Origin of the sequence: Mesorhizobium sp. M7A.F.Ca.US.008.03.1.1, from assembly GCF_003997495.1 — a bacterium.
In the GTDB taxonomy this organism is placed as follows: domain Bacteria; phylum Pseudomonadota; class Alphaproteobacteria; order Rhizobiales; family Rhizobiaceae; genus Mesorhizobium.
Genome location: NZ_RZRU01000036.1, coordinates 24,243 through 44,198, shown reverse-complemented (window position 1 = coordinate 44,198; position 19,956 = coordinate 24,243). Strand labels below are relative to the sequence as shown.

Annotated in this window: 22 protein-coding genes and 1 pseudogene; 12 read left to right on the top strand and 11 right to left on the bottom strand. The window is 63.7% G+C overall.

Features of this window, described 5'->3' with window-relative positions:
• The first annotated feature begins 121 nt into the window (after nucleotides 1-121).
• The gene (locus EOA16_RS30840; RefSeq protein ID WP_127261508.1) at nucleotides 122-439 is read left to right on the top strand and encodes a DUF167 family protein; all 318 of its coding nucleotides are present in this window, start codon (nucleotides 122-124) and stop codon (nucleotides 437-439) included.
• A 17-nt stretch (nucleotides 440-456) separates the two neighbouring features.
• Here EOA16_RS30840 and EOA16_RS30835 read toward each other — a convergent pair whose 3' ends face one another.
• The 3 genes from EOA16_RS30835 to EOA16_RS30825 are packed head-to-tail and all read right to left on the bottom strand — an operon-like array spanning nucleotide 457 to nucleotide 3,207.
• Nucleotides 457-1,338, bottom strand: a complete 882-nt coding sequence (locus EOA16_RS30835) for a MurR/RpiR family transcriptional regulator (RefSeq protein ID WP_127261507.1) — start codon at nucleotides 1,336-1,338, stop codon at nucleotides 457-459.
• Nucleotides 1,339-1,348: 10 nt separating this feature from the next.
• Nucleotides 1,349-2,416 (bottom strand): sn-glycerol-3-phosphate ABC transporter ATP-binding protein UgpC, encoded by a 1,068-nt coding sequence (ugpC, locus tag EOA16_RS30830; protein WP_127261506.1) that lies wholly within the window; start codon nucleotides 2,414-2,416, stop codon nucleotides 1,349-1,351.
• Between the two features lie 2 nt (nucleotides 2,417-2,418).
• Nucleotides 2,419-3,207: an SDR family oxidoreductase gene (locus tag EOA16_RS30825; RefSeq protein ID WP_127261505.1), complete on the bottom strand. Its 789-nt coding sequence runs from the start codon at nucleotides 3,205-3,207 to the stop codon at nucleotides 2,419-2,421.
• A gap of 179 nt (nucleotides 3,208-3,386) precedes the next feature.
• Between EOA16_RS30825 and EOA16_RS30820 the strand changes: the two genes are divergently transcribed.
• The 4 genes from EOA16_RS30820 (at nucleotide 3,387) to EOA16_RS30805 (ending at nucleotide 7,967) form a co-directional block, all read left to right on the top strand.
• Nucleotides 3,387-4,619 carry a sugar ABC transporter substrate-binding protein gene (locus EOA16_RS30820; protein ID WP_127261504.1) on the top strand — a complete coding sequence of 411 codons (1,233 nt, stop codon included), beginning with the start codon at nucleotides 3,387-3,389 and terminating at the stop codon, nucleotides 4,617-4,619.
• 136 nt (nucleotides 4,620-4,755) lie between these two features.
• Entirely contained in the window at nucleotides 4,756-5,625 is an 870-nt protein-coding gene (locus tag EOA16_RS30815) for a sugar ABC transporter permease (protein WP_127261503.1), read from the top strand.
• Nucleotides 5,622-6,446: a carbohydrate ABC transporter permease gene (locus tag EOA16_RS30810; RefSeq protein WP_013528984.1), complete on the top strand. Its 825-nt coding sequence runs from the start codon at nucleotides 5,622-5,624 to the stop codon at nucleotides 6,444-6,446. Before EOA16_RS30815 ends, EOA16_RS30810 begins: the two co-directional genes overlap by 4 nt.
• 24 nt (nucleotides 6,447-6,470) lie before the next feature.
• The gene (locus EOA16_RS30805; RefSeq protein ID WP_127261502.1) at nucleotides 6,471-7,967 is read left to right on the top strand and encodes a M81 family metallopeptidase; all 1,497 of its coding nucleotides are present in this window, start codon (nucleotides 6,471-6,473) and stop codon (nucleotides 7,965-7,967) included.
• A gap of 17 nt (nucleotides 7,968-7,984) precedes the next feature.
• Here the strand turns inward: EOA16_RS30805 and EOA16_RS30800 are convergent, their stop codons facing one another.
• From EOA16_RS30800 to EOA16_RS30775, 6 genes are all read right to left on the bottom strand, one after another.
• Complete coding sequence (locus EOA16_RS30800; RefSeq protein WP_127261501.1) at nucleotides 7,985-10,039, bottom strand: M3 family metallopeptidase; 2,055 nt, start codon at nucleotides 10,037-10,039, stop codon at nucleotides 7,985-7,987.
• Nucleotides 10,040-10,136: 97 nt separating this feature from the next.
• The gene (locus EOA16_RS30795) at nucleotides 10,137-10,571 is read right to left on the bottom strand and encodes a nuclear transport factor 2 family protein (protein ID WP_127261500.1); all 435 of its coding nucleotides are present in this window, start codon (nucleotides 10,569-10,571) and stop codon (nucleotides 10,137-10,139) included.
• Nucleotides 10,568-11,212: a carbonic anhydrase gene (locus EOA16_RS30790; RefSeq protein ID WP_023811712.1), complete on the bottom strand. Its 645-nt coding sequence runs from the start codon at nucleotides 11,210-11,212 to the stop codon at nucleotides 10,568-10,570. The genes EOA16_RS30795 and EOA16_RS30790 overlap by 4 nt, the downstream gene beginning before the upstream one ends.
• A gap of 148 nt (nucleotides 11,213-11,360) precedes the next feature.
• Nucleotides 11,361-12,131: a DUF429 domain-containing protein gene (locus EOA16_RS30785; RefSeq protein WP_127261499.1), complete on the bottom strand. Its 771-nt coding sequence runs from the start codon at nucleotides 12,129-12,131 to the stop codon at nucleotides 11,361-11,363.
• Nucleotides 12,128-13,012 carry a pyridoxal kinase PdxY gene (pdxY, locus tag EOA16_RS30780; protein ID WP_127261498.1) on the bottom strand — a complete coding sequence of 295 codons (885 nt, stop codon included), beginning with the start codon at nucleotides 13,010-13,012 and terminating at the stop codon, nucleotides 12,128-12,130. The genes EOA16_RS30785 and pdxY overlap by 4 nt, the downstream gene beginning before the upstream one ends.
• Nucleotides 13,013-13,025: 13 nt before the next feature.
• Nucleotides 13,026-13,277, bottom strand: a complete 252-nt coding sequence (locus EOA16_RS30775; protein ID WP_127261497.1) for a hypothetical protein — start codon at nucleotides 13,275-13,277, stop codon at nucleotides 13,026-13,028.
• Between the two features lie 162 nt (nucleotides 13,278-13,439).
• Between EOA16_RS30775 and EOA16_RS30770 the strand changes: the two genes are divergently transcribed.
• The 7 genes and pseudogenes from EOA16_RS30770 (at nucleotide 13,440) to ppa (ending at nucleotide 18,435) form a co-directional block, all read left to right on the top strand.
• Nucleotides 13,440-14,078 carry a LemA family protein gene (locus EOA16_RS30770; RefSeq protein ID WP_127261496.1) on the top strand — a complete coding sequence of 213 codons (639 nt, stop codon included), beginning with the start codon at nucleotides 13,440-13,442 and terminating at the stop codon, nucleotides 14,076-14,078.
• Nucleotides 14,079-14,297: 219 nt separating this feature from the next.
• Nucleotides 14,298-14,777 (top strand): annotated as a pseudogene (locus EOA16_RS30760) (YgcG family protein); the annotation flags it as partial.
• A 70-nt stretch (nucleotides 14,778-14,847) separates the two neighbouring features.
• Nucleotides 14,848-15,636, top strand: a complete 789-nt coding sequence (locus EOA16_RS30755; RefSeq protein WP_245456066.1) for a YgcG family protein — start codon at nucleotides 14,848-14,850, stop codon at nucleotides 15,634-15,636.
• Between the two features lie 4 nt (nucleotides 15,637-15,640).
• Nucleotides 15,641-16,519, top strand: a complete 879-nt coding sequence (locus EOA16_RS30750) for a YgcG family protein (RefSeq protein WP_127261494.1) — start codon at nucleotides 15,641-15,643, stop codon at nucleotides 16,517-16,519.
• Between the two features lie 6 nt (nucleotides 16,520-16,525).
• A complete protein-coding gene (locus EOA16_RS30745) occupies nucleotides 16,526-17,164 on the top strand; it encodes a TPM domain-containing protein (protein ID WP_127261493.1) in 639 nt (212 codons plus the stop codon).
• 117 nt (nucleotides 17,165-17,281) lie between these two features.
• Nucleotides 17,282-17,788, top strand: coding sequence for a GNAT family N-acetyltransferase (locus tag EOA16_RS30740; RefSeq protein WP_013528996.1), 507 nt, complete (start codon nucleotides 17,282-17,284; stop codon nucleotides 17,786-17,788).
• Nucleotides 17,789-17,901: 113 nt separating this feature from the next.
• The gene (gene ppa, locus EOA16_RS30735) at nucleotides 17,902-18,435 is read left to right on the top strand and encodes an inorganic diphosphatase (RefSeq protein ID WP_013528997.1); all 534 of its coding nucleotides are present in this window, start codon (nucleotides 17,902-17,904) and stop codon (nucleotides 18,433-18,435) included.
• Nucleotides 18,436-18,681: 246 nt separating this feature from the next.
• On the opposite strand, the gene EOA16_RS30730 is transcribed toward ppa, so the two are convergent.
• Nucleotides 18,682-19,275 carry a hypothetical protein gene (locus tag EOA16_RS30730; protein ID WP_127261492.1) on the bottom strand — a complete coding sequence of 198 codons (594 nt, stop codon included), beginning with the start codon at nucleotides 19,273-19,275 and terminating at the stop codon, nucleotides 18,682-18,684.
• Between the two features lie 45 nt (nucleotides 19,276-19,320).
• Nucleotides 19,321-19,938: a TetR/AcrR family transcriptional regulator gene (locus tag EOA16_RS30725; protein WP_127261491.1), complete on the bottom strand. Its 618-nt coding sequence runs from the start codon at nucleotides 19,936-19,938 to the stop codon at nucleotides 19,321-19,323.
• Nucleotides 19,939-19,956 lie beyond the last annotated feature (18 nt).

Below are 19,956 nucleotides of genomic sequence, written 5' to 3'. Positions count from 1 at the left end.
CAACGCCGCAGGTCTCATGCGGGCCCTCGAAGGGCGAGCACCACAGGCGGTCGTCACGGTGGCGCGGGACCAACGCCCAATCAGCTCTTAAACTGATTCAACGCAATCGTGAGGTTGCCTGATGAGCACGCCCTTTCGCCTGCGCGAAAACGGCGCCGAGCTGTTTGTCCGGCTGACGCCAAAGGCTGCGCTGGACAGGCTCGAAGGCTTCGAGATCACGGCGGACGGGCGAAGCCATCTGAAGGCGCGCGTCCGCGCCGTGCCGGAAAACGGCGCCGCCAATCATGCTCTCGAAAAGCTGCTGGCCAAGGCTCTGGACGTGCCCAGGTCCGCTGTCTCGGTTGTCGCCGGCGGCACCGCGCGTCTGAAGACCGTGCGCATTGAAGGCGATCCGGCGACGTTGGCGAAAAGCATCGAGGCGCTCGGCCATCAGTCCTGATGTCCTTGCTGGAGGGCTCAATCCCCCAGCGGCAAACGCGGATCGTCGACCTTCAACGTGTTCACGCTCTGCTTGATGCGGCGCAGATTCTCCAAAACCCTTGGTCCGCGCGTCTCGGCGACCGAAGTGACGATCATGTCGACGATCGACAGCAGCGCATAGCGCGACGATGTCGGCTTGTAGATATTGCCGTCCTCGAGCGACTGGAAATGGATGACCGTGTCGGCGGCCTTGGCGAGTGCCGAGTCCGGCGGGGTGATGGCGATTGTCGTGGCGCCATATTGCTGGGCGACCTGGACCGCATCGATGACCGATCGCGCATAGCCGGAGACGGAGAAGGCGATCACCGTGGTCTCGGGCGTGGCGACGGCGGCGTACATGCGCTGCAGCTGTCCGTCGATCTGTGCCAGCACCGACACGCCCAGCCTGAACAGCCGGTTCTGCATTTCGGTCGCCATCATCGAGGAAATGCCGCCGGAACCGACGCACAGCACATTGCCCGAAACGGCGATCCGCGCGGCAACGGCGACCAGCGTCGTCATGTCGAGGTTTTCGCTGGCGCGCTGGATGGCCGATATCGCCGCTTCGGTGATGGCGGAAGCGATGCGCTGTTCGCGGGCATCGCGGCTCAACGGCTCCGGGGACAGATACTGGCCGCCGATGGCGATGGCCTGCGCCAGATAGAATTTGAAGTCGCGCAGGCCCTCGCAACCGAGGTTGCGGCAGAACCGCGTCACCGTCGGCTCGCTGACGCCGACGCGCGCGGCAATTTCCGAAATGGCCGCCTTGGAGACAAAGTCGAGGTCGGCCAGGACGAAACCGGCCAGCTTGCGATCCGACTTCGTTCCGTCCTGCGACATCAGCTGCAGGCGCGTGATGATGTCGGCCGGCGTCTTCATGCTGATATTCTCATAGAGGCAGACCCGTCGTCTTGTCGAACAGATGGATGTTGCCGGGAGCGACGCTCACCGGCAGCAGATCGCCCGGCCTGACCGGCACCCTGTCGCGGAACACGGCGCGTACCGTATCAGCACCGATAGCGCCGTAGACATGTGTTTCGGAGCCGGTGGGCTCGACGACATCCACCCTGATCGCCATCGCGTCGACAGCCTCGCCGATGACAAAATGCTCGGGCCGGATGCCAGCCTCTACCACGCTGTCGGCCGGCACCTGTTTACCGGCAAGCGCAAGCCGCCCGCCACCGGCCGATTCGAACCAGGTTTTCTGAGCTGCCGTCTTGAGCGAACCCGAAACGAAACTCATCGACGGCGAGCCGAGGAAGGAGGCGACGAACTTGTTGGCCGGCCTGTCATAGAGTTCCAGCGGCGCCCCGACCTGCTGGATCCTGCCGCGGTCCATCACGACGATGCGGTCGGCCATCGTCATGGCCTCGATCTGGTCGTGGGTGACATAGACGATCGTCGATTTCAGTCGCTGGTGCAGCGCCTTGATCTCGACGCGCATCTGCACGCGCAATTGCGCGTCGAGGTTGGACAGTGGCTCGTCGAACAGGAACACCGACGGTTCGCGCACGATGGCGCGGCCCATGGCGACGCGCTGGCGCTGGCCGCCCGACAGCTGGCGGGGATAGCGGTCGAGATAGGAGAAGAGATTGAGGACCCCCGACGCCTTCTTGACCTTCTCATCGACCACTGTTCGCGTCTCGCCGCGTATCTTCGGGCCAAAGCCGATATTATCTGACGCCTTCAGATGCGGAAACAGTGCATAGGACTGGAACACCATGGCGATGTTGCGCTGCTGCGGCGGCAGCGCATTGGCGCGCACACCGCCAATCAACAGGTCGCCGGAGGTGATCGTCTCCAGCCCTGCCAGCATGCGCAGCAAGGTCGACTTGCCGCAGCCGGACGGGCCGACCAGGACGACGAACTCGCCGCTCTTGATATCGAGGCTGATGTTCTCGAGGATCTTGTGCTGCCCGAAGGATTTCGACAGGTCGCGGAACTCGACGTCGGTCATGCTCACGCTCCCAATATGTCGTCGATGAAGGGCAGGCAACCGGCGGTCAGTCCCGCGTCCACCGGCATCACCACGCCTGTTATTCCCGATGCGCGATCGGACGCAAGGAAAGCGACGGCCTCCGCCACTTCCGCAGCGCTGACGATGCGGCCGAGCGGATAGAGCCGCTGCAATTTGCCGAGGATTTCGGAATCCTTGGCAAGGCGATGGTCCCAGGCGGCGGTGCGGATCGATCCGGGACAGACGACATTGGCGCGCAGGCCGCTGCGGCCGAGTTCGACGGCGATCGCCTTGGCATAGGCGTTGATGCCGGCCTTGGCCGCGGCATAGGCGGGATTGCCGAAATGCGCGATGGCGTTGACAGAGGAGATGAAGACGACGCTGCCCGAGCCGCGGCCAGCCATCGCCTTGACCAGCGGATCGGCGAAATTCATCACGCCGGTCAGGTTGAGGTCGAGTTCCTGCTCTATTCTGTCGGGATCGAGCGCCGAAATCGTCTCGGCGCGCGTCCAGCCGGCATTGTTGACGAGAATGTCGGGCACCCCATCCCGGTCGAGGATCGCGGCGATCGCCGTCGCTATCGATGGCCTGTCGAGAAGATCGAAGACGTGGCGAGAGGCAATGTTGGGATCGTTCAGCGCCTCGCTTGACTGATCGCAGCCGACGACCCTGGCGCCCCTTTGCGCCATCAGCGCCACGATGGCCGTGCCGAGGCCGCCGCCAGCACCCGTCACCACGACAGTCTTGCCCTCGAACTCGGCCCTGCCTTCGAATTCGGTTTGCGAAACCACCGTGCGTCGTCCTCCGGGAGTTCTGACAAATCGCATAAGGCCTAGGCCTGTAAATGTAATTAAGCAACAGAATAATCCGCTTGCAAGCCTTCAAATCATCGATAATGTAGGAAAGTCACATAAATCTTCTGCTCCGGCAGGAAGAGGCGCAGGCGCAAAATCAAAATGGGAGAGATCAAATGAGCCTTGCAAAATGGACTGCCGGCCTGATGGCCGGAATGAGCATGCTGGCAATTGCGGCGCAGGCGGATGCGGGCGAGGTGCGCGTCACCGTCGCCGAGTACAGCGCCAAGACTGCTCCCTATTTCGCCGACGTCAAGAAGGAATTCGAGGCGGCGAACCCCGGCATCACGGTCAAGTTCGAAGTGGTGCCGTGGGATGTGCTGCTGCAGAAGCTGACCACCGACATCACCGCCGGCACCAATGCCGATCTGTCGATCATCGGCACGCGCTGGCTGATCGACTTCGTCCAGCAGGACGTCGCCGAGCCGCTCGACGGCTACATCAAGCCCGACTTCAAGGACCGTTTCATCGACACCTTCCTGTCGCCCTCGATCATGGACGGCAAGACCTATGGCCTGCCGATCGCCGCTTCGGCGCGCGCCATGTACTACAACAAGGAGCTGTTCGAGAAAGCCGGCATCGCCAAGCCGCCGGCAACCTGGACCGAGCTGCAGGACGATGCGCGCAAGATCAAGGCGTTGGGGTCCGGCACGTTCGGCTTCGGCCTGCAGGGCAAGGAGATCGAGACCGACGTCTATTACTACTATGCGATGTGGTCGCAGGGCACCGAGATCCTCAACAAGGACGGCACTTCGGGCCTGAGCACGCCAGGTGCGCTTGAGGCCGCCAAGCTCTACAAGTCGATGATCGACGAAGGCCTGACGGAGCCTGGCGTCACCTCCAACAACCGCGAGGACGTGCAGAACCTGTTCAAGCAGGGCAAGGTCGGCATGATGATCACCGCACCCTTCCTGTCCAACCAGATCAAGGACGAGGCGCCGAACCTGAAATATGGCGTGGCAGCCATTCCTGCCGGACCGACCGGCGCGCGCGGCACCTATGGCGTCACCGATTCCATCATCATGTTCAAGAACTCCAAGAACAAGGACGAGGCCTGGAAGCTGCTCGATTTCCTGTTCACCACGGAGCAGCGCGCCAAGTTCACACAGGGCGAAGGCTTCCTGCCGGTGAACAAGGAAGAGGCGAAAATGGACTACTACGTCAACAATGCCGATCTGGCCGCGTTTACCGCGCTGCTGCCAGACGCCCGCTTCGCGCCGGTCATCCCGGGCTGGGAAGAGGTCGCCCAGATCACGTCGGACGCCATGCAGAAGATCTATCTCGGCGGCGACCCCGAGGCCGGTTTGAAAGACGCAGCCGCCAAGGCCAACGCCGTGCTGAAGAAATAGGGCGTATCTCCCTGCGCCTGTGGCGCGCTCCGCTCAAGCGGGGCGCGCCACGCTTGGTTCCCGGCCCGGTGCAGCGGATCCGAAATTCGCATAAGCAGACCTTCTGATCCAGCGCACCGAGGTTGCAGGCCAGCCGATGCAAAACCGTTTCTTGCCCTATCTCCTGACCTTGCCCAGCCTGCTTCTGGCGGCGGTGGTCATCTTCTGGCCGGTCTGGGACCTGATCCAGATCTCGACGCATGACGTCAGCCGCTTCGGCCAGCTTCGCGACTTCAACGACTTCGCCAATTTCGCGGCACTCGCTGCCGATCCCGACTTCACTGCCGCGCTTTGGCGCACCGGCCAATGGACGGTGATGGTGGTCGGCGGCGCGCTTCTCTTGTCGATCCCGGTGGCGATGATCCTCAACACCGATTTCTATGGCCGCGGCATCGCCCGCGTCATCATCATGCTGCCCTGGGCGGTGTCGCTGACCATGACTGCGGTGGTCTGGCGCTGGGCGTTGAGCGGCGAAAGCGGCATGCTCAATTCGGCGCTGATCGGCCTCGGCCTCATCGACCATAACATCCAGTGGCTGGCGAGCGCCGAGACCGCCTTTCCGATGCAAGTGCTGATCGGCATCCTGGTGACGGTGCCGTTCACGACGACGATCTTCCTCGGCGGGCTGTCGTCGATCCCCGACGACCTCTACGAGGCGGCGGCGCTCGAAGGGGCGACGCCGCTGCAGCAGTTCCGCGAGATCACCTTCCCGCTCCTGAAACCGTTCATCAACATCGCCATCGTGCTCAACACCATCTACGTCTTCAATTCCTTCCCGATCATCTGGGTGATGACGCAAGGCGGGCCGGCCAACTCGACCGACATCCTGGTCACCCATCTCTACAAGCTGGCTTTCCGCATCGGCAAACTCGGCGAAGCATCGGCGGTGTCGCTGGTGATGTTCGCCATCTTGCTGGTCTTCACCATGATCTATGTGCGGCTGGCGATGCGGGAGCAACGCACATGACGAGCAAGCTGAAGCGCTCCATCATCGCCTGGCTTTTGCTGGCGCCGCTGATCGTGGTGACGCTCTTTCCCTTCGCCGTGATGTTCCTGACCGCGGTCAAGCCAAGACAGGAAGTGCTGTCGCCGACTTGGTGGCCGAGCGAATTCCGCTGGTCCAACTTCTCCGACATGTGGGTGGCGACCGGCTTCGGCCAGGCGCTGCTCAATTCGCTCTACGTGTCTGTGATCGCCACCGTCGGCGCCATCCTGATCTCGGTTCCTGCGGCCTATGCGATGTCGCGCTTCCGCTTTGCCGGCTACGGCGCCTTGCGGCAGTTCCTGCTGATCTCGCAGATGATCTCGCCGATCGTGCTGGTGCTCGGCCTGTTCCGGCTGATGGCGGCCTGGGGCCTGGTCGAGAGCACGACGGCGCTCGGCTTCATCTACATGGCCTTCAACGTCGCCTTCACGGTGTGGATGCTGCAGAGCTATTTCGACACCATCCCGCGCGATCTCGAGGAGGCCGCCTGGATGGAAGGCGCCGGCCGCTGGCTGACCTTGCGCAAGGTGTTCCTGCCGCTCTGCCTGCCGGCGATCGCGGTGACGGCGATCTTCACCTTCATCAACGCCTGGAACGAATTCGTCGTGGCGCTCACCATGCTGCGCAGCCAGGAAAGCTACACGCTGCCGATCCAGGTGTTCTCGCTGGTCGCCGGTCGCTACACCATCGAATGGCATCACGTCATGGCCGCGACGCTGCTGGCGACCTTGCCGGTGGCCATCCTGTTCATCTGGCTGCAGCGCTACCTCGTTCGCGGGCTGGCGCTCGGGGCGGTCAAATAGCGCCTATTCACGGACGGAGCTTTCATGCGCATTTTCACCGCCTCGCTGGCGACGGAAACCAACACCTTCTCGCCGGTGCCGACCGATAGGGCTTCGTTCGAGATGGCGTTCTATGCCGGGCCCGGCAAACATCCGGAAACACCGACGCTGTGCTCCTCGCCGATGGTGGCGCTTCGCCGGCGTGCGGTGGCCGAAAGCCTCGATGTCATCGAGGGCACCGCCACCTGGGCGGAGCCGGGCGGCCTGGTGCAGCGCCAGACCTATGAGGCGCTGCGCGACGAGGTCCTTGGCCAGCTCGAGGCGGCGCTCCCGGTCGATGCTGTCATCCTCGGCCTGCATGGCGCCATGGTGGCGCAAGGCTATGACGATTGCGAAGGCGACCTGCTCGAACGGGTTCGCGCCATGGTCGGGCCGGAGGTGGTGATCGCCGTGGAACTCGATCCGCACAGCCATCTGACACCGAAGCGCGTGGCGGCCTCCGATATCCTCGCCTACTTCCTCGAATTTCCGCACACCGATTTCTACGAGCGTGGCGAACATGTCGTCGAGCTTGGCCTGGCAGCAGTGCGCGGTGAGATCAAGCCGGTCATCTCGACCTTCGACTGCCGCATGATCCAGGTGCTGCCGACCAGCCGCGAGCCGATGCGCTCCTTCGTCGACCGCATCAAGGCGCTGCACGGCAAGGATGGTGTGCTGTCAGTCTCGGTCATCCATGGCTTCATGGCGGCCGACGTGGCCGAAATGGGCACGCGCATCCTGGTCGTCACCGACAATGACAGGGCCAAGGGCGATGCGCTGGCGGAACGGCTGGGGCGGGAACTCTACGCGCTGCGCGAAAAGACGGCGATGACGATGCTGAACGCCGCCGACGGCATCGACCGCGCCTTGGCCGTACGCGCCAAGAATCCGGGCAAGCCGGTGGTCATCGCCGATATCTGGGACAATCCCGGCGGCGGTGTGCCAGGCGACGGCACCTTCGTGCTGCGCCAGATGCTGGCGCGTGGCCTGGACAAATTCGGCGTGGCGACGATCTGGGATCCGATCGCCGTCACCTTCTGCCTGGCGGCCGGCGAGGGCGCGGTCATCGACCTGCGCTTCGGCGGCAAGGCCGGGCCGCAGGCCGGCGAGCCGATCGACGCGCGCGTGCGCGTGCTGAAGGCGGTCCCCGAGGGTTGGCAAAGTTTCGGGCCAAGCCGGGTGACGCTTGGGCCGACGGCGCTGGTCCGCCTCGAAGGCACCGAAGTCGACATCATCCTCAACACCAATCGCACGCAGACCTTCGAGCCGGATATCTTCTCCAACATCGGCGTCGATCCGCTGGCCAAGGACATGCTGCTGATCAAGTCGACCAATCATTTCTACGCCGGCTTCGAGCCGATCGCCGCCGAGATCATCTATGTCTCGGCGCCGAGTTCGTATCCCAGCAATCCGGCGGTGACCAACTACACCAAGCTGACGCGGCCGGTGTGGCCGCGGGTTGCGGATCCTTGGAAGGGAGACGCTGGTATTCTCCCCCCTTGAGGGGGAGATTACTCCTGCTACACCAACCCGCGCTTGGCCATCATCGCTTCCGGTGACGGCATCTTGCCGCGGAAGGCGGTGTAGAGTTCTTCCGGATCCTTCGAACCGCCGGCGGCGTAAATGTTCTTGCGCAGCCGCTCGGCGAGCGCCGGGTTGAAGGGGTCGCCGGTTTCCTCGAAGGCGGCGAAAGCATCGGCGTCGAGCACTTCCGACCACATGTAGGAATAGTAGCCAGCCGAATAGCCGTCGCCGGAAAAGACATGGCCGAAATGCGGGGTGCGGTGGCGCATGGCGATGGTGTCCGGCATGTGCAGCTTCTCGAGCGTTTCGGCTTCGAAACGAAGCGGCGCTTCCGGCGCATCCGGCCGGGCGTGATAGGCCATGTCGATCAGCGCCGAGGCAGTGAATTCGACCGTGGCGAAGCCGGCGCCGAACGTGCGCGCGGCCAGCATCTTGTCGAGCAGCGCCTTGGGCATCGGCTTGCCGGTCTTGACATGCAGCGCATGCTTTTCCAGCACTGCCGGCACGGTCAGCCAATGTTCATAGAGCTGCGAGGGCAATTCGACGAAATCGCGGCTGACCGAGGTGCCGGCGACCGACGGCCAGGTGACGTCGGTCAGCATGCCGTGCAGCGCATGGCCGAATTCGTGGAACAGCGTCTTCGCCTCGTCGACCGACAGCAGGGCCGGCTCGCCCACCGGCGGCTTGGCGAAGTTCATGATGTTGTAGATCACCGGCTTCGAGCCGTGGCCGAGCCTGTAGCCGGACTGCAGCGCGCTCATCCAGGCGCCGGAACGCTTTGACGGCCGCGCGAAATAGTCGGCGAGGAACAGGCCGCGCTCGCTGCCGTCGGCATTTTTCACCACGAAGACACGGGCGTCGGGGTGCCAGGCTGCGATGCCTTTCTTCTCCTCGAAGGTGATGCCGAACAGCCGTGTCGCCACGTCGAAGCAGGCATCGATGATCCGGTCGAGCTGCAGATAGGGTTTCAGTTCCGCCTCGTCGAAGGCGAATTTTTCCGCGCGCAGCTTTTCCTGGTAGAAGCGCCAGTCCCAGGCGGCGAATTTTTCATTGCTGCCGGCCTCCGTCGCCAACCGTTGCAATTCGGTCTGATCGCTTGCTGCCTTCTCCAGCGCCTTCTCCCACACCGGATCGAGTAGCGCGTGCACCGCCTTCGGCGTCTTGGCCATGGTGTCATCGAGCTTCAGCGCGGCGAAAGAGGCATAGCCGAGCAGCTTTGCCTTTTCGGCCCGCAGGCGCAGCATGTCGCGCACCACGTTCGTGTTGTCGGTGGCGCCGCCATTCTGCCCGCGCATGGTGAAGGCGCGGAAGGCGATCTCGCGCAGATCGCGGCGTTCGGAGAAGGTCGAGAACGGCTCATAGATCGAGCGCGACAGAGTGACGGCATAGCGGCCCTTCTGCCCACGCATTTCGGCGGCCTCGGCCATGGAGCTTTTCACGAAGTCCGGTAGGCCGGCAAGGTCGGCCCCATCGAGGAACAGCGCCCAGTCGCGCTCGTCGGCCAGCACGTTCTGGCCGAAGCTGGTGCCGAGCGAAGACAATTCCTCGCTGATGCGTGCCAGCCGTTTCTTGCCGTCGGCGTCGAGCTTGGCGCCGGAACGGACGAAGCCCTTCCAGGTCTTTTCCAGCACCCGCAGGGTCTCAGCGTCGAGCTTCAGGCTCTCACGGCGCTGGTAGAGATCGTCGATGCGGGCAAACAGCCGCTCATTCATCGAAATCGCCGAGAAATGCCTGGACATTTTCGGCGAGATATCGCGCTCCAGCGCCTGTATCGCGTCATTGGTGTAGGCGCCGGCGCGGCACCAGAAGATCGATGAGACGCGGTCGAGTGCTTCGCCGCCGAGTTCCAGCGCGGCAAGCGTGTTCTCGATGGTCGGCGCATCCTTGTTGCCGGCGATCGCCTCGATCTCGGCCTCGTGCGCCTTCAGCGCCGCATCGAAGATCGGGGAGAAGTCGCCGTCGCCAATGCGCGTGAAATCGGGCAGGCCGAGCGGCCCCTGCCACGCGGTCAGCGGATGGGCGGCGAGGTCGACGGCTTTCGTGGAAGGCATGGACAGTCTTTCGTTGGTGGGGGCAGGCAGGTGGGTCGTACCCGATGTAGGACGCGGCCGGCCGACCCGCAATATGCGGATTTGGCCGATATCGGCCTCAGAAGCCGTCGCAGTTTTCGGCGATCGCCGCTTGCGAACTGGCGGTGATGCGGTTGTCGGTGACCGCAAAGGTTTCCTGCATCAGCATGTCGTTGTTGGGGAAATCGTAGCAGGCGACCACAGTGGTGACGCCATCTTCGCTCTTCTCGATCCTGTGCCGGATCGCCGCACCGGCAACGGCACCTTTCCATTCGTCGACCGAAGCGATGAATTCCTGCTTGCTTTGCACGATGCCGAGGTCGTCCAGCTTGATGCGGACATCGTCGGCTAGCAGGTCGGACAGTTCGGTGCGGTCGGCGACCAGCAGCGCCGAATACCAGCGGCCGATGAGGGCACGATCATCGGCGCGGGCGGCAATAATGGCTGTCAGCAGCGAGGCCGCCGTCAAAGCGGTCGACCGGATGTTCACCACCTTGCGCGCCGTTGTCTTCATCCCAGCTCCGGCCGTTCGAAATCGCCGGTCTCCTTATTCATCGTCCAGAGTTCGCCGGTCGAGATATCGAACCAGGCCCCATGCAGCGACAGTCGCCCCTTGCCCTCGAGAATCGAGACGCAGGGAAAGGTCCGGAGGTTGGCGATGGAATAGCGGATCGAGATGCGCTCCAGCGCGGTCTGGCGCTCCGACGCAGTCATGAAGGTGCTGGAGGAGACGGTTTCGGCCGCCGGCGCGATCAGGCTCATCCACTTGCCGATGAAGTCGCCCGGCGACAGCGGCGCGGAATTGGTGTCGAGCGCGGCACGGATGCCGCCACAGCGGCCATGGCCCATGACGACGATGTTCTTGACCTTGAGGCTCTGCACGGCGAATTCAAGCGCCGCCGAGGTCGAATGGAACTCGCCGTCGGGAGCATAGGGCGGCACCAGATTGCCGACATTGCGCAGCACGAAGAGTTCGCCGGGCCCGGCGTCGAAGATCGCCTCGGGCGCCGAACGCGAATCGCAGCAGGCGACGATCATCGTCTCCGGCGCCTGGCCTTCGCGAGCGAGATCTCGATAACGCCCGCTCTCTGTGAGATAGCGGCCATTCATGAAATTGCGGTAGCCGGCGAGAAGATGTTCAGGGAGATGGGACATGGGCGGCGTCTGGAGCCTTTCCGGGTTGGATGCGGCAGCTCGTTGCGGTCTAAAGAGGCTCTAGCGGCAAAAGCCGGTCGCGAGCAATGCAGAATTATGAGGGCTGGCTAGAAATGCCATGCATCGAGCGCAACCTTGGCCAACAGCTTTACGCCCAGATGGCGACGGGAATGCCAAAGCTGTCGCGGCCAGGCGGGTCGGGAAACGGCCGCGCCTCGCCGCCGGCGATGCGACCGGCGATCAGCGTCATCGCGGCTGCGTCGAGGAAGTCATCAGTGGCGGCACCATGGGGCGGCGGCTGGTCGAGAAAGTCCTTCTCATAGCCGTGCCGGCAGAGCAGCGCCTTGCGTTCCGCCATGCCAGCCGGATTGATGCTGCCCTTGATCTTCTTCGGCAGTTGCATGGCCTGATCGCCGTTCAAGCGGCAGAAAGCGACTTCCGGATGGGATTCGAACACGCGGCCGCGCAAATCGGGTCGCGCGATCAGCAGGGCGTCGATCTCGCGGATCTTGGCAAAAATGCCGAACGCCTGGATCGAGACGCCGCGCGGCGGATCGGATGTGGTCAGGGCCACCTCGCTTGCCCTGATGTGCGCGGCATACCAGGCTTCGACGGTGGTGAAGTCGTTGGTGTCCGCATAGAGCGCTGCACGGGAGGGGATCGAGAAGACGCTGGATTGGCGTGCCCCGAGCAGCGGTCGCACCAGCGCTTCGGGGCCGCGCCCCCCTTTGCCCGACAATTCGGGCAGGCCGATCGGCATGTCGACGGCGATGACAGCGTTTTCGGGAAGGGATGCTAGCAGGGCAGTGAAAGTTGCAAAGACACCGACCGACGGTGCCATGCCAAAAATGCGCCGGACGGCGATCCAGCCGGCCTTGCAGCCGTCGACGCCGACAAGCACGGCCTCGGTCGATGTCACGCCCGGCGGCCCCGCCCCGGATGCGTGAGGTGGCGAAGCTGGACCATCGCCATCGGATGCGACAGGCTCTGCGCATCGGTTTCGAGCTGCAGTTCGTCGCCGCCGCGCTTGGCGGTGCGCGCCAGGATCTCGTAGACCGCCGCCGTCGTCGACTGCAGCGCCTTGATCGGCGGCTGGCCGGACAGGATGCGTGCCAGGTAGACGGCCGCCGTCAGATCGCCCAGGCCATTCGGCGGCTTGTCGATCAGGCGATGTTCGGCGAGCAGCGCCTGGCTGCTATCGAGCAGGAGATTGCCGGTGCCGCCCGTCATCATCGACGGCGCCGAGGTGACCAGCATGGTCGATGGTCCGGCGTGGAGCGCAGCCGCGATCACCGATTTCAGGTCTGGCAACGCGGCGCCGGCCATCCATTCCAGTTCGTAGCGGTTGGGGGTGGCTATGTCGGCGATCGGCATCAGCCGGTCGCGCATGGCGATGGCGGTTGGCTCGGGCACATAGAGGCCGCCCGAATCACCCATCACCGGATCGCAGATATAGACGGCGCCGGGCGTCCTTGCCTTCACGGCGGCGACCAGCGAGGCGACGGCCTCGGCCTGGCCGGCCTCGCCGAGATAACCGGACAACACGGCGCCGACCTCACCCAGCCATGGTGCCCGCTCGAGATCGGCCATCAGCGCCTTGAACTGGTCGAGCGGCGGCACGATCCGTGTTGCCCGTCCATGGCCGGGATGCCAGGGCAGGATGACGGTCGGCACCGCCCAGACGGGGAAACCCAGGGTCTCCAGCGCAAAGACGGCGGCACGGTTGCCGACCGAGCCGCGCGCGACATGGCTGGAAATGACGATGACCGCACGCGGCGCGTCGGTTTGTTCGGCGCTCATTGTCGTTTGATTCCTAACTGCCCCGGATGACGTAAAGCACGAGCCAGACCATCAGGCCCAGCGCCAGCAGCAGGCCGAGCGTGCGGCCAAAGCGGGTGCCCCAGACTTCGATCGGATCGGCACGATCGGCATCGGCCGCGGTGACGTGATCGTGCATGCCTTTCGCGGCCCGCGATACGAACGAGTTGCCGGCCGGATCCGTCTCGCGCGCAATGCGCTCGAGGATACGGCGCGATTCCTTCTCGCTGTCCTGGTGCTCCGCCATGATGATGTCCCGTTTTGCCGGACCTTATCGCGTTCGCACGGCCAATCACAGAGCCTTGCAGCGGCATCGGGCCTGCCAGGCGCGGGCTGCCGGCGCGGGCGGTTTTCTTGCGCGCTGATTGTGGTAATGCTTCGCGTGCAACTTCTACCGAGGGACCCCATCATGCTTGCCCAGCGCCTTGCCTCGCCGTCCACGTTCCGCACGCTGCCCGCCTTCCTGATGATGGCGATCGTGCTGCCACTGCTTGCAGGCTGCGGTTACAACACCATCCCGACGGCGGAAGAAAACGCCAGGGCGGCATGGAGCGAGGTGCTGAACCAGTATCAGCGCCGCGCCGACCTCATCCCCAACCTGGTCGAGACGGTCAAGGGCTATGCCTCGCATGAAAAGGATACGCTCGACGCGGTGGTCGAGGCGCGCGCCAAGGCAACGCAGATCACGGTGACACCGGAAACGCTGAAGGATCCCGAAGCCCTCAAGAAGTTTCAGGATGCCCAAGCGGGGCTGACCAGCGCGCTGTCGCGGCTGATCGCGGTCTCGGAAGCCTATCCCGACCTCAAGGCCAACCAGAATTTCCTGGCGCTGCAAGCCCAGCTCGAAGGCACCGAGAACCGCATCGCGGTGTCGCGGCGCGACTACATCCAGGCGGTCAGGGACTACAATCTGACGCTGAGGACGTTCCCCTCGGTGCTGTGGGCGACCTTCTGGTTCCGCGGCAACGAGCCCTTCGCCAATTTCACCGTCGACGAAGACAAGATGCAACCGCCGAAGGTCGATTTCGGCACGAAGCAGGGTGGGTGATCCGCGAAATCGGCAAAGCTGCTCTTTGCGACAATACGGACCGCAGGCGTGTCCACACCCCCCTCTGTCCTGCCGGACATCTCCCCCTCAAGGGGGGAGATTGGCAGTTTCGCCGACTGCGCCATTTCTCAAACGCTTGAGATTGGCGAAACCATTGGCGACAGTCGATCTCCCCCCTTGAGGGGGAGATGTCCGGCAGGACAGAGGGGGGCGCGACGGATCGCTAGCCTTGGCGTGCTGTATGCCATTCTAAGTTTTCTCTTCCTCCCCGTCACAGCCCTCGCCGCAGACCTGCCGGCGTTGACCGGCCGTGTCGTCGACAATGCCGGCATCATCGATGCTGCTACCGAGGCAGCGCTGACGCAGAAGCTCGCCGACTTCGAGACGACGAGCTCCAACCAGATCGTCGTCGCCACGATCCCCAGCCTTGAGGGCGAGCAGATCGAGCCCTATGCGACCCGGCTGTTCCGTTCATGGAAACTCGGCCAGGCCAAGGAGAACAACGGCGTGCTGTTGCTGGTGGCGATGAACGATCGCAAGATGCGCATCGAGGTCGGCTATGGCCTGGAAGGCACACTCACCAATCTGCAAAGCAAGCGGGTCATCGAAGACGACATGATGCCGGCCTTCCGGGCCGGCGATTTCTCCGGCGGCATTTCCAAAGCCGTTGACGACATGGTCTTGGTGCTGGAAGGCAGCAGGTGACGACATGACCGCATACATCAGCCCCTTCCGGCACAGCCGTTTCGTGACCCTAACAGGCGGTGCCATGTTGGCCATGGCGATCCTGCTCGTTGGCTTCACTGCTTTCGCGGCGGACCTGCCCGTTCTCACCGGGCGTGTCGTCGACAATGCCGGCATCATCGACGCCGCGACCAAGGCGGCGCTGATGCGGAAGCTCGCCGATTTCGAGACAAAAGGCTCCGACCAGATCGTCGTGGCGACGATCCCGAGCCTCGATGGCGAGGAGATCGAGCCTTACGCCAACCGGCTGTTCCGCTTCTGGAAGCTCGGCCAGGCGAAGGAAAACAATGGCGTGCTGCTGCTGGTGGCCCCGAACGACCGCAAGATGCGCATCGAGGTCGGTTATGGGCTGGAAGGCACGCTGACCGACCTGCACACCAAGCTGATCATCGAAAACGACATGGTGCCGGCGTTTCGCGCCGGCGATTTCTCCGGCGGCATCACCAAGGCCGTCGACGACATGATCATGGTGCTGGAAGGCAATCCGGAGGAGCTGGAGGCGCGCGGCGAGCGCAACCAGCAGGCGCCCTCCGATTCCGACGATTTGTTCTTCGCCGTCTTCATCAGCATCTGGGCGATCATCTTCTTCGGCAGCATCGCGGTTTCCGTTTTACCGCCGATCTTCGGCCAGAAGCTCGGTCCCGGCCGCTATCGCTGGCTCGGCATGACCTTCGAGCCAAGCCGGCGGTCCTCCGGAGGCGGCTGGTCGTCGGGAAGTTCGGGCGGCGGCTGGTCTTCAGGGTCAAGCGGCGGTGGCGGCTTTTCCGGCGGCGGCGGTTCGTCCGGCGGCGGCGGCTCGTCGGGAAGCTGGTGACGGCATGACGATACCCAGCATCAGCCTGTCGAAACGCGACCGCCTCGCCTCGGCTGTCCTGATTGCTACGGTCGTGCTGTTCTCATGCGTCATGGCCTACGCGGCCGACCTGCCGGCGCTGACCGGCCGTGTTGTCGACAATGCCGGCATCATCGATGCCGCGACCAAGACGGCGCTGACGCGGAAGCTCGCCGATTTCGAGACAAAAGGTTCCGACCAGATCGTCGTAGCGACGATCCCCAGCCTCGATGGCGAGGAGATCGAGCCCTACGCCAACCGGCTGTTCCGCTTCTGGAAACTTGGCCAGGCGGGCGAGAACAATGGCGTGCTCCTGCTGGTTGCCCCGAACGACCGCAAGATGCGCATCGAGGTCGGTTATGGGCTGGAAGGTACGCTGACCGACCTGCATACCAAGCTCATCATCGAAAATGACATGGTGCCGGCCTTCCGCGCCGGGGACTTCTCCGGCGGCATCAGCAAAGCCGTCGATGACATGGTCATGGTGCTGCAAGGCAATCCGGAGGAGCTGGAAGCGCGAGGCAAGCGCAATCCCGCCGATGACGGCACGTCCATCGATCCGATCGTTGCCGTGTTCCTGATCCTGTGGGCGACGATGTTTTTCGGCGGGATGGCGATGGCGTTCCTGCCGCCGATGTTCGGCACGAAGCTGTCGCCGGGCGTGTACAAATGGCTGGGCATGACGTTTCGTTATGGCCGCGGGCCGAGCGGGTACTCGGGCAGTGGCTGGACAACCGGTTCGTCGTCGGGCAGCGGCTGGTCTTCGGGTTCGGGCAGCGGCTGGTCATCGGGGTCAAGCGGCGGTGGCGGGTTTTCCGGTGGCGGCGGCTCGTCGGGTGGTGGCGGTTCTTCAGGAAGCTGGTGAGAGATCATGGCAATACGACCAATCAACCCGCAGGATCATGAGCGCATCGCAACCGCGATCCGCGCCGCCGAGGAGAAAACCGACGGCGAGATCTACTGCGTCGTGGCGCATGCCAGCGACGGCTATCTCTTCCCGGCCGCCTTCATGGCGACCGTGTGCATGCTGATCGTCAGCCTGGCGGTCGGCTACGGCCTGGAGGCCTGGTGGCTATCGATCCGGCTGCCGCATTTCGTACTCGCCCAGCTTCTGGCGCTTGCCTGCGTGCTGGCCTTGTTGTGGGCACTGCCCGGCGTACGCATCCACCTGGTGCCGAGGCGGCTGCGCTACCAGGCGGCACACGCCAACGCGATCAAGCAGTTCCTTGCCCGCAACGTCCACCGCACCACGGCGCGCACCGGCGTGCTGGTCTTCGTCTCGATCGCCGAGCGCTATGCCGAAGTGGTCGCCGATTCGGGCATCGATGCCAAGGTCGGCCAGCATGTCTGGGATGGCGTCGTGCGCGACCTTACCGCGCATGCCGGCGACGACCGGCTTGCCGACGGCTTCGTCAAGGCGATCGAGCAGGTTGGTGCGGTGCTGGCCGAGCATTTCCCGGTCACAGTGGGCGACAGCAACGAACTTGACGACCATCTCGTCGAAATCTGAGTTCTTCCGGAGAGGCCTAGAAGCCTCTCACTGAGGCGATGATCGCCTGTGAGAAAGCAGCCGGCGGGCCGCCCGGACTCTTGCAATCGGGCGATGCGGGTTTATGGTTAACAAATCATGAATACGCTGACGATCGACATCCGGAAAGCCGACCCGCGCGATGCCAGTGCCATCGCCGAGGTGCATCTGGAGGCCTGGCGCGGCGCCTATTCCGGCATCATTCCGCACCGGACCCTGACATCGATGATCAACCGTCGAGGCGCCGACTGGTGGGCGAATGCGATTCGACGCGCCGCCACCGTTCTCGTCGTCGAAATCGGCGGCAAGATCGCCGGCTATGCGACGATCGGCAAGAACCGCGCTCGTGAACTCAGGCAGCAAGGCGAAATCTACGAATTGTACCTGCGTCCGGAATATCAGGGCATCGGGCTCGGCAGCCGCCTGTTTTCGGCGGCCAAGGCGCGGCTGGCCGATCACGGGCTGAAAGGCATGGTGGTTTGGGCGCTGGAGGACAACCAGAACGCGCTTGCCTTCTATGCCGGCGCCGGTGGCCGCGACGTTGCGGAAGGCGTCGAGATCTTCGAGCAGAAGGCGCTCAAGAAGGTCGCTTTCGTCTGGGAATGACAGCCCGGCCTTTCGGCAATTGGGCGTTCCCTTCGCACCCAGCACCATTCGCCGCATTGCACCATGACGCGCCGCCCGCTATCGATCGTCCATCGAGAGAGGGATTTTAAGCCATGCGCATCGAAGCCATAGCCAGCGGAAAGAATCCGCCTGAGGACGTCAACGTCATCATCGAGGTGCCGATCGGCGGCGAGCCGATCAAGTACGAGATGGACAAGGAGGCCGGCACGCTGTTCGTCGACCGCTTCCTGCACACCTCGATGCGCTACCCCGGCAATTACGGCTTCGTGCCGCACACGCTGTCGGGCGACGGCGATCCGATCGACGTGCTGGTCTGCAACACGCGCGCGCTGGTGCCGGGCTGCGTCATCAACGTGCGGCCGATCGGCGTGCTGATCATGGAAGACAATGCCGGTCAGGATGAGAAGATCATCGCCGTGCCGTCGCCCAAACTGACGCTGCGCTACGAGAACGTCACCGAATACACTCAGCTGCCCGACATCACGCGCCAGCAGGTGCAGCACTTCTTCGAGCACTACAAGGATCTCGAGCCCGGCAAATGGGTCAAGATCGAAGGCTGGCACGATTCCAAATATGCCAAGAAGATGATCGTCGACGCGATCGAGCGGGCCAAGGCGAGCAAGTAGCTGGGCTTCGTCATACCAGGGCGGAGCAGCCGCAAAGCGGCGTCGCGGAGACCCTGGTATCCATGCCGTGACGCCAAGCGACGTGCGCGGCGGAACGGAATTCTGCAACGCTGCGGCGGTGTTGAGGTCGCGGCATGGATCCCTTGGGCTGCGGAGCAGCTCCAGGGGTCTGCGCCGCGTCGCTACGCTCCTTGCTCCGACCGTGCATGACGAAGCTACGGGCGCGATGGCCAACCTCCACTGTGCTTAATTATCCACCCGGCCGAAAGCCGGCACTTTGCCGATGACGGCGTGTCTGTCCTTGCCGCAGGCGAAGGTGCGTGCCTTGTCGTCGGCAAGCTTGCGCGCCTGGTCGTTGGCGGCGGGATTGCCGGTGGCCAGCACCAGGCCGACGGTGCAGCCGTCGCGGGCATCCATCTGGCCGACCTTGGCGACGAGCAGCACCTCGGTCGGCTTTTTCTCGTCCTCGGGATTGCTGATCGAGCGGCGATGGATGGCGGCATAGGGCACTGCCTTGTCGCCCTTGGTCTCGATGCGCCATTCGATCTTGGCTCCGGACGAATTGAAGCCGGAAAAGCTTTCCCAGACCCTCGTCATGTCGCCGCCGGGCGGAAAGCCGTAGAACAGCGATTCACGGGCGTCGTCATAGGCGATCAGCACGGGATAGCCGCGATAGCCCGAACAGGCGAGTTCGGCCCAGTCGCCGTCGCCTTCTTCTGCCTGTGCGTAGGTCACGCAGTCCTTTTTCGAATCCAGATCGGTGTAGGCGCTGGAAATGCCGTCGGCTTGCGCCGCCTGTCCGAGACCGACCAGAACAAGCGGGATCAGAATGGCACGCATGGCGGTCAATCTCCGTTGCAAGCCGCCGCAGCGTAGCGCCAAACGCTATTTCTTCAAGCTGGCTTCGATCAGCAGGTCGGCGTTGCGGGAAACCGCTTGCGCCGGGCCGCCGAGCCCGAACAGCTGGCCGCTGATATAGGCGCCCTCGATCAGCAGCAGCAGGCCGTCGCCGAGCGTGTCAGGGTCTTGCGCGCCCATCTCAACCGCCATGGCGCGCAGGCGACGGCGCAATTCCTGCTTGTTGGCCTCGCTGACCACGCGGGCCGGATGGCTGTGGTCGGGATATTCGACCGCCGCATTTGTCATGCCGCAGCCGCGATAGTCCGCCACCTGCGTGCGCTTGCCGATGCGGGTCAGGAAAGCCTTAATCTGCGCGCGCGGGTCGCCGGGATGAGCGGCGACCGCCTCGTCGAAACGCTCCCAATATTCAAGATCGTACTGCCTGAGATAGGAGGCGGCCAGCTCGTCCTTGGACGGAAAGCTACGGTAGAGGCTGGGCTTGGTGACGCCGGCACGCTTGACGATCTCGTCGACGCCGATCGCCCTGATGCCGCGCCGGTAGAACAGGTCATAGGCCACATCGAGGATCTTCTTGGCGGCCTTCGGCGGAGCGGATGCATGACCGTCGCTGATGGTCAGTTCAATATTTTTGTCGGTTGGCATCGTGTCACTCGATTGACA

Coding starts and splice junctions, on each gene's coding strand:
- EOA16_RS30840 (WP_127261508.1), top strand. CDS start 122: ATGAGCACGCCCTTTCGCCTGCGCGAAAACGGCGCCGAGCTGTTTGTC.
- EOA16_RS30835 (WP_127261507.1), bottom strand. CDS start 1,338: ATGAAGACGCCGGCCGACATCATCACGCGCCTGCAGCTGATGTCGCAG.
- ugpC (WP_127261506.1), bottom strand. CDS start 2,416: ATGACCGACGTCGAGTTCCGCGACCTGTCGAAATCCTTCGGGCAGCAC.
- EOA16_RS30820 (WP_127261504.1), top strand. CDS start 3,387: ATGAGCCTTGCAAAATGGACTGCCGGCCTGATGGCCGGAATGAGCATG.
- EOA16_RS30815 (WP_127261503.1), top strand. CDS start 4,756: ATGCAAAACCGTTTCTTGCCCTATCTCCTGACCTTGCCCAGCCTGCTT.
- EOA16_RS30810 (WP_013528984.1), top strand. CDS start 5,622: ATGACGAGCAAGCTGAAGCGCTCCATCATCGCCTGGCTTTTGCTGGCG.
- EOA16_RS30805 (WP_127261502.1), top strand. CDS start 6,471: ATGCGCATTTTCACCGCCTCGCTGGCGACGGAAACCAACACCTTCTCG.
- EOA16_RS30800 (WP_127261501.1), bottom strand. CDS start 10,039: ATGCCTTCCACGAAAGCCGTCGACCTCGCCGCCCATCCGCTGACCGCG.
- EOA16_RS30795 (WP_127261500.1), bottom strand. CDS start 10,571: ATGAAGACAACGGCGCGCAAGGTGGTGAACATCCGGTCGACCGCTTTG.
- EOA16_RS30790 (WP_023811712.1), bottom strand. CDS start 11,212: ATGTCCCATCTCCCTGAACATCTTCTCGCCGGCTACCGCAATTTCATG.
- pdxY (WP_127261498.1), bottom strand. CDS start 13,012: ATGAGCGCCGAACAAACCGACGCGCCGCGTGCGGTCATCGTCATTTCC.
- EOA16_RS30775 (WP_127261497.1), bottom strand. CDS start 13,277: ATGGCGGAGCACCAGGACAGCGAGAAGGAATCGCGCCGTATCCTCGAG.
- EOA16_RS30770 (WP_127261496.1), top strand. CDS start 13,440: ATGCTTGCCCAGCGCCTTGCCTCGCCGTCCACGTTCCGCACGCTGCCC.
- EOA16_RS30755 (WP_245456066.1), top strand. CDS start 14,848: ATGTTGGCCATGGCGATCCTGCTCGTTGGCTTCACTGCTTTCGCGGCG.
- EOA16_RS30750 (WP_127261494.1), top strand. CDS start 15,641: ATGACGATACCCAGCATCAGCCTGTCGAAACGCGACCGCCTCGCCTCG.
- EOA16_RS30745 (WP_127261493.1), top strand. CDS start 16,526: ATGGCAATACGACCAATCAACCCGCAGGATCATGAGCGCATCGCAACC.
- EOA16_RS30740 (WP_013528996.1), top strand. CDS start 17,282: ATGAATACGCTGACGATCGACATCCGGAAAGCCGACCCGCGCGATGCC.
- ppa (WP_013528997.1), top strand. CDS start 17,902: ATGCGCATCGAAGCCATAGCCAGCGGAAAGAATCCGCCTGAGGACGTC.
- EOA16_RS30730 (WP_127261492.1), bottom strand. CDS start 19,275: ATGCGTGCCATTCTGATCCCGCTTGTTCTGGTCGGTCTCGGACAGGCG.
- EOA16_RS30725 (WP_127261491.1), bottom strand. CDS start 19,938: ATGCCAACCGACAAAAATATTGAACTGACCATCAGCGACGGTCATGCA.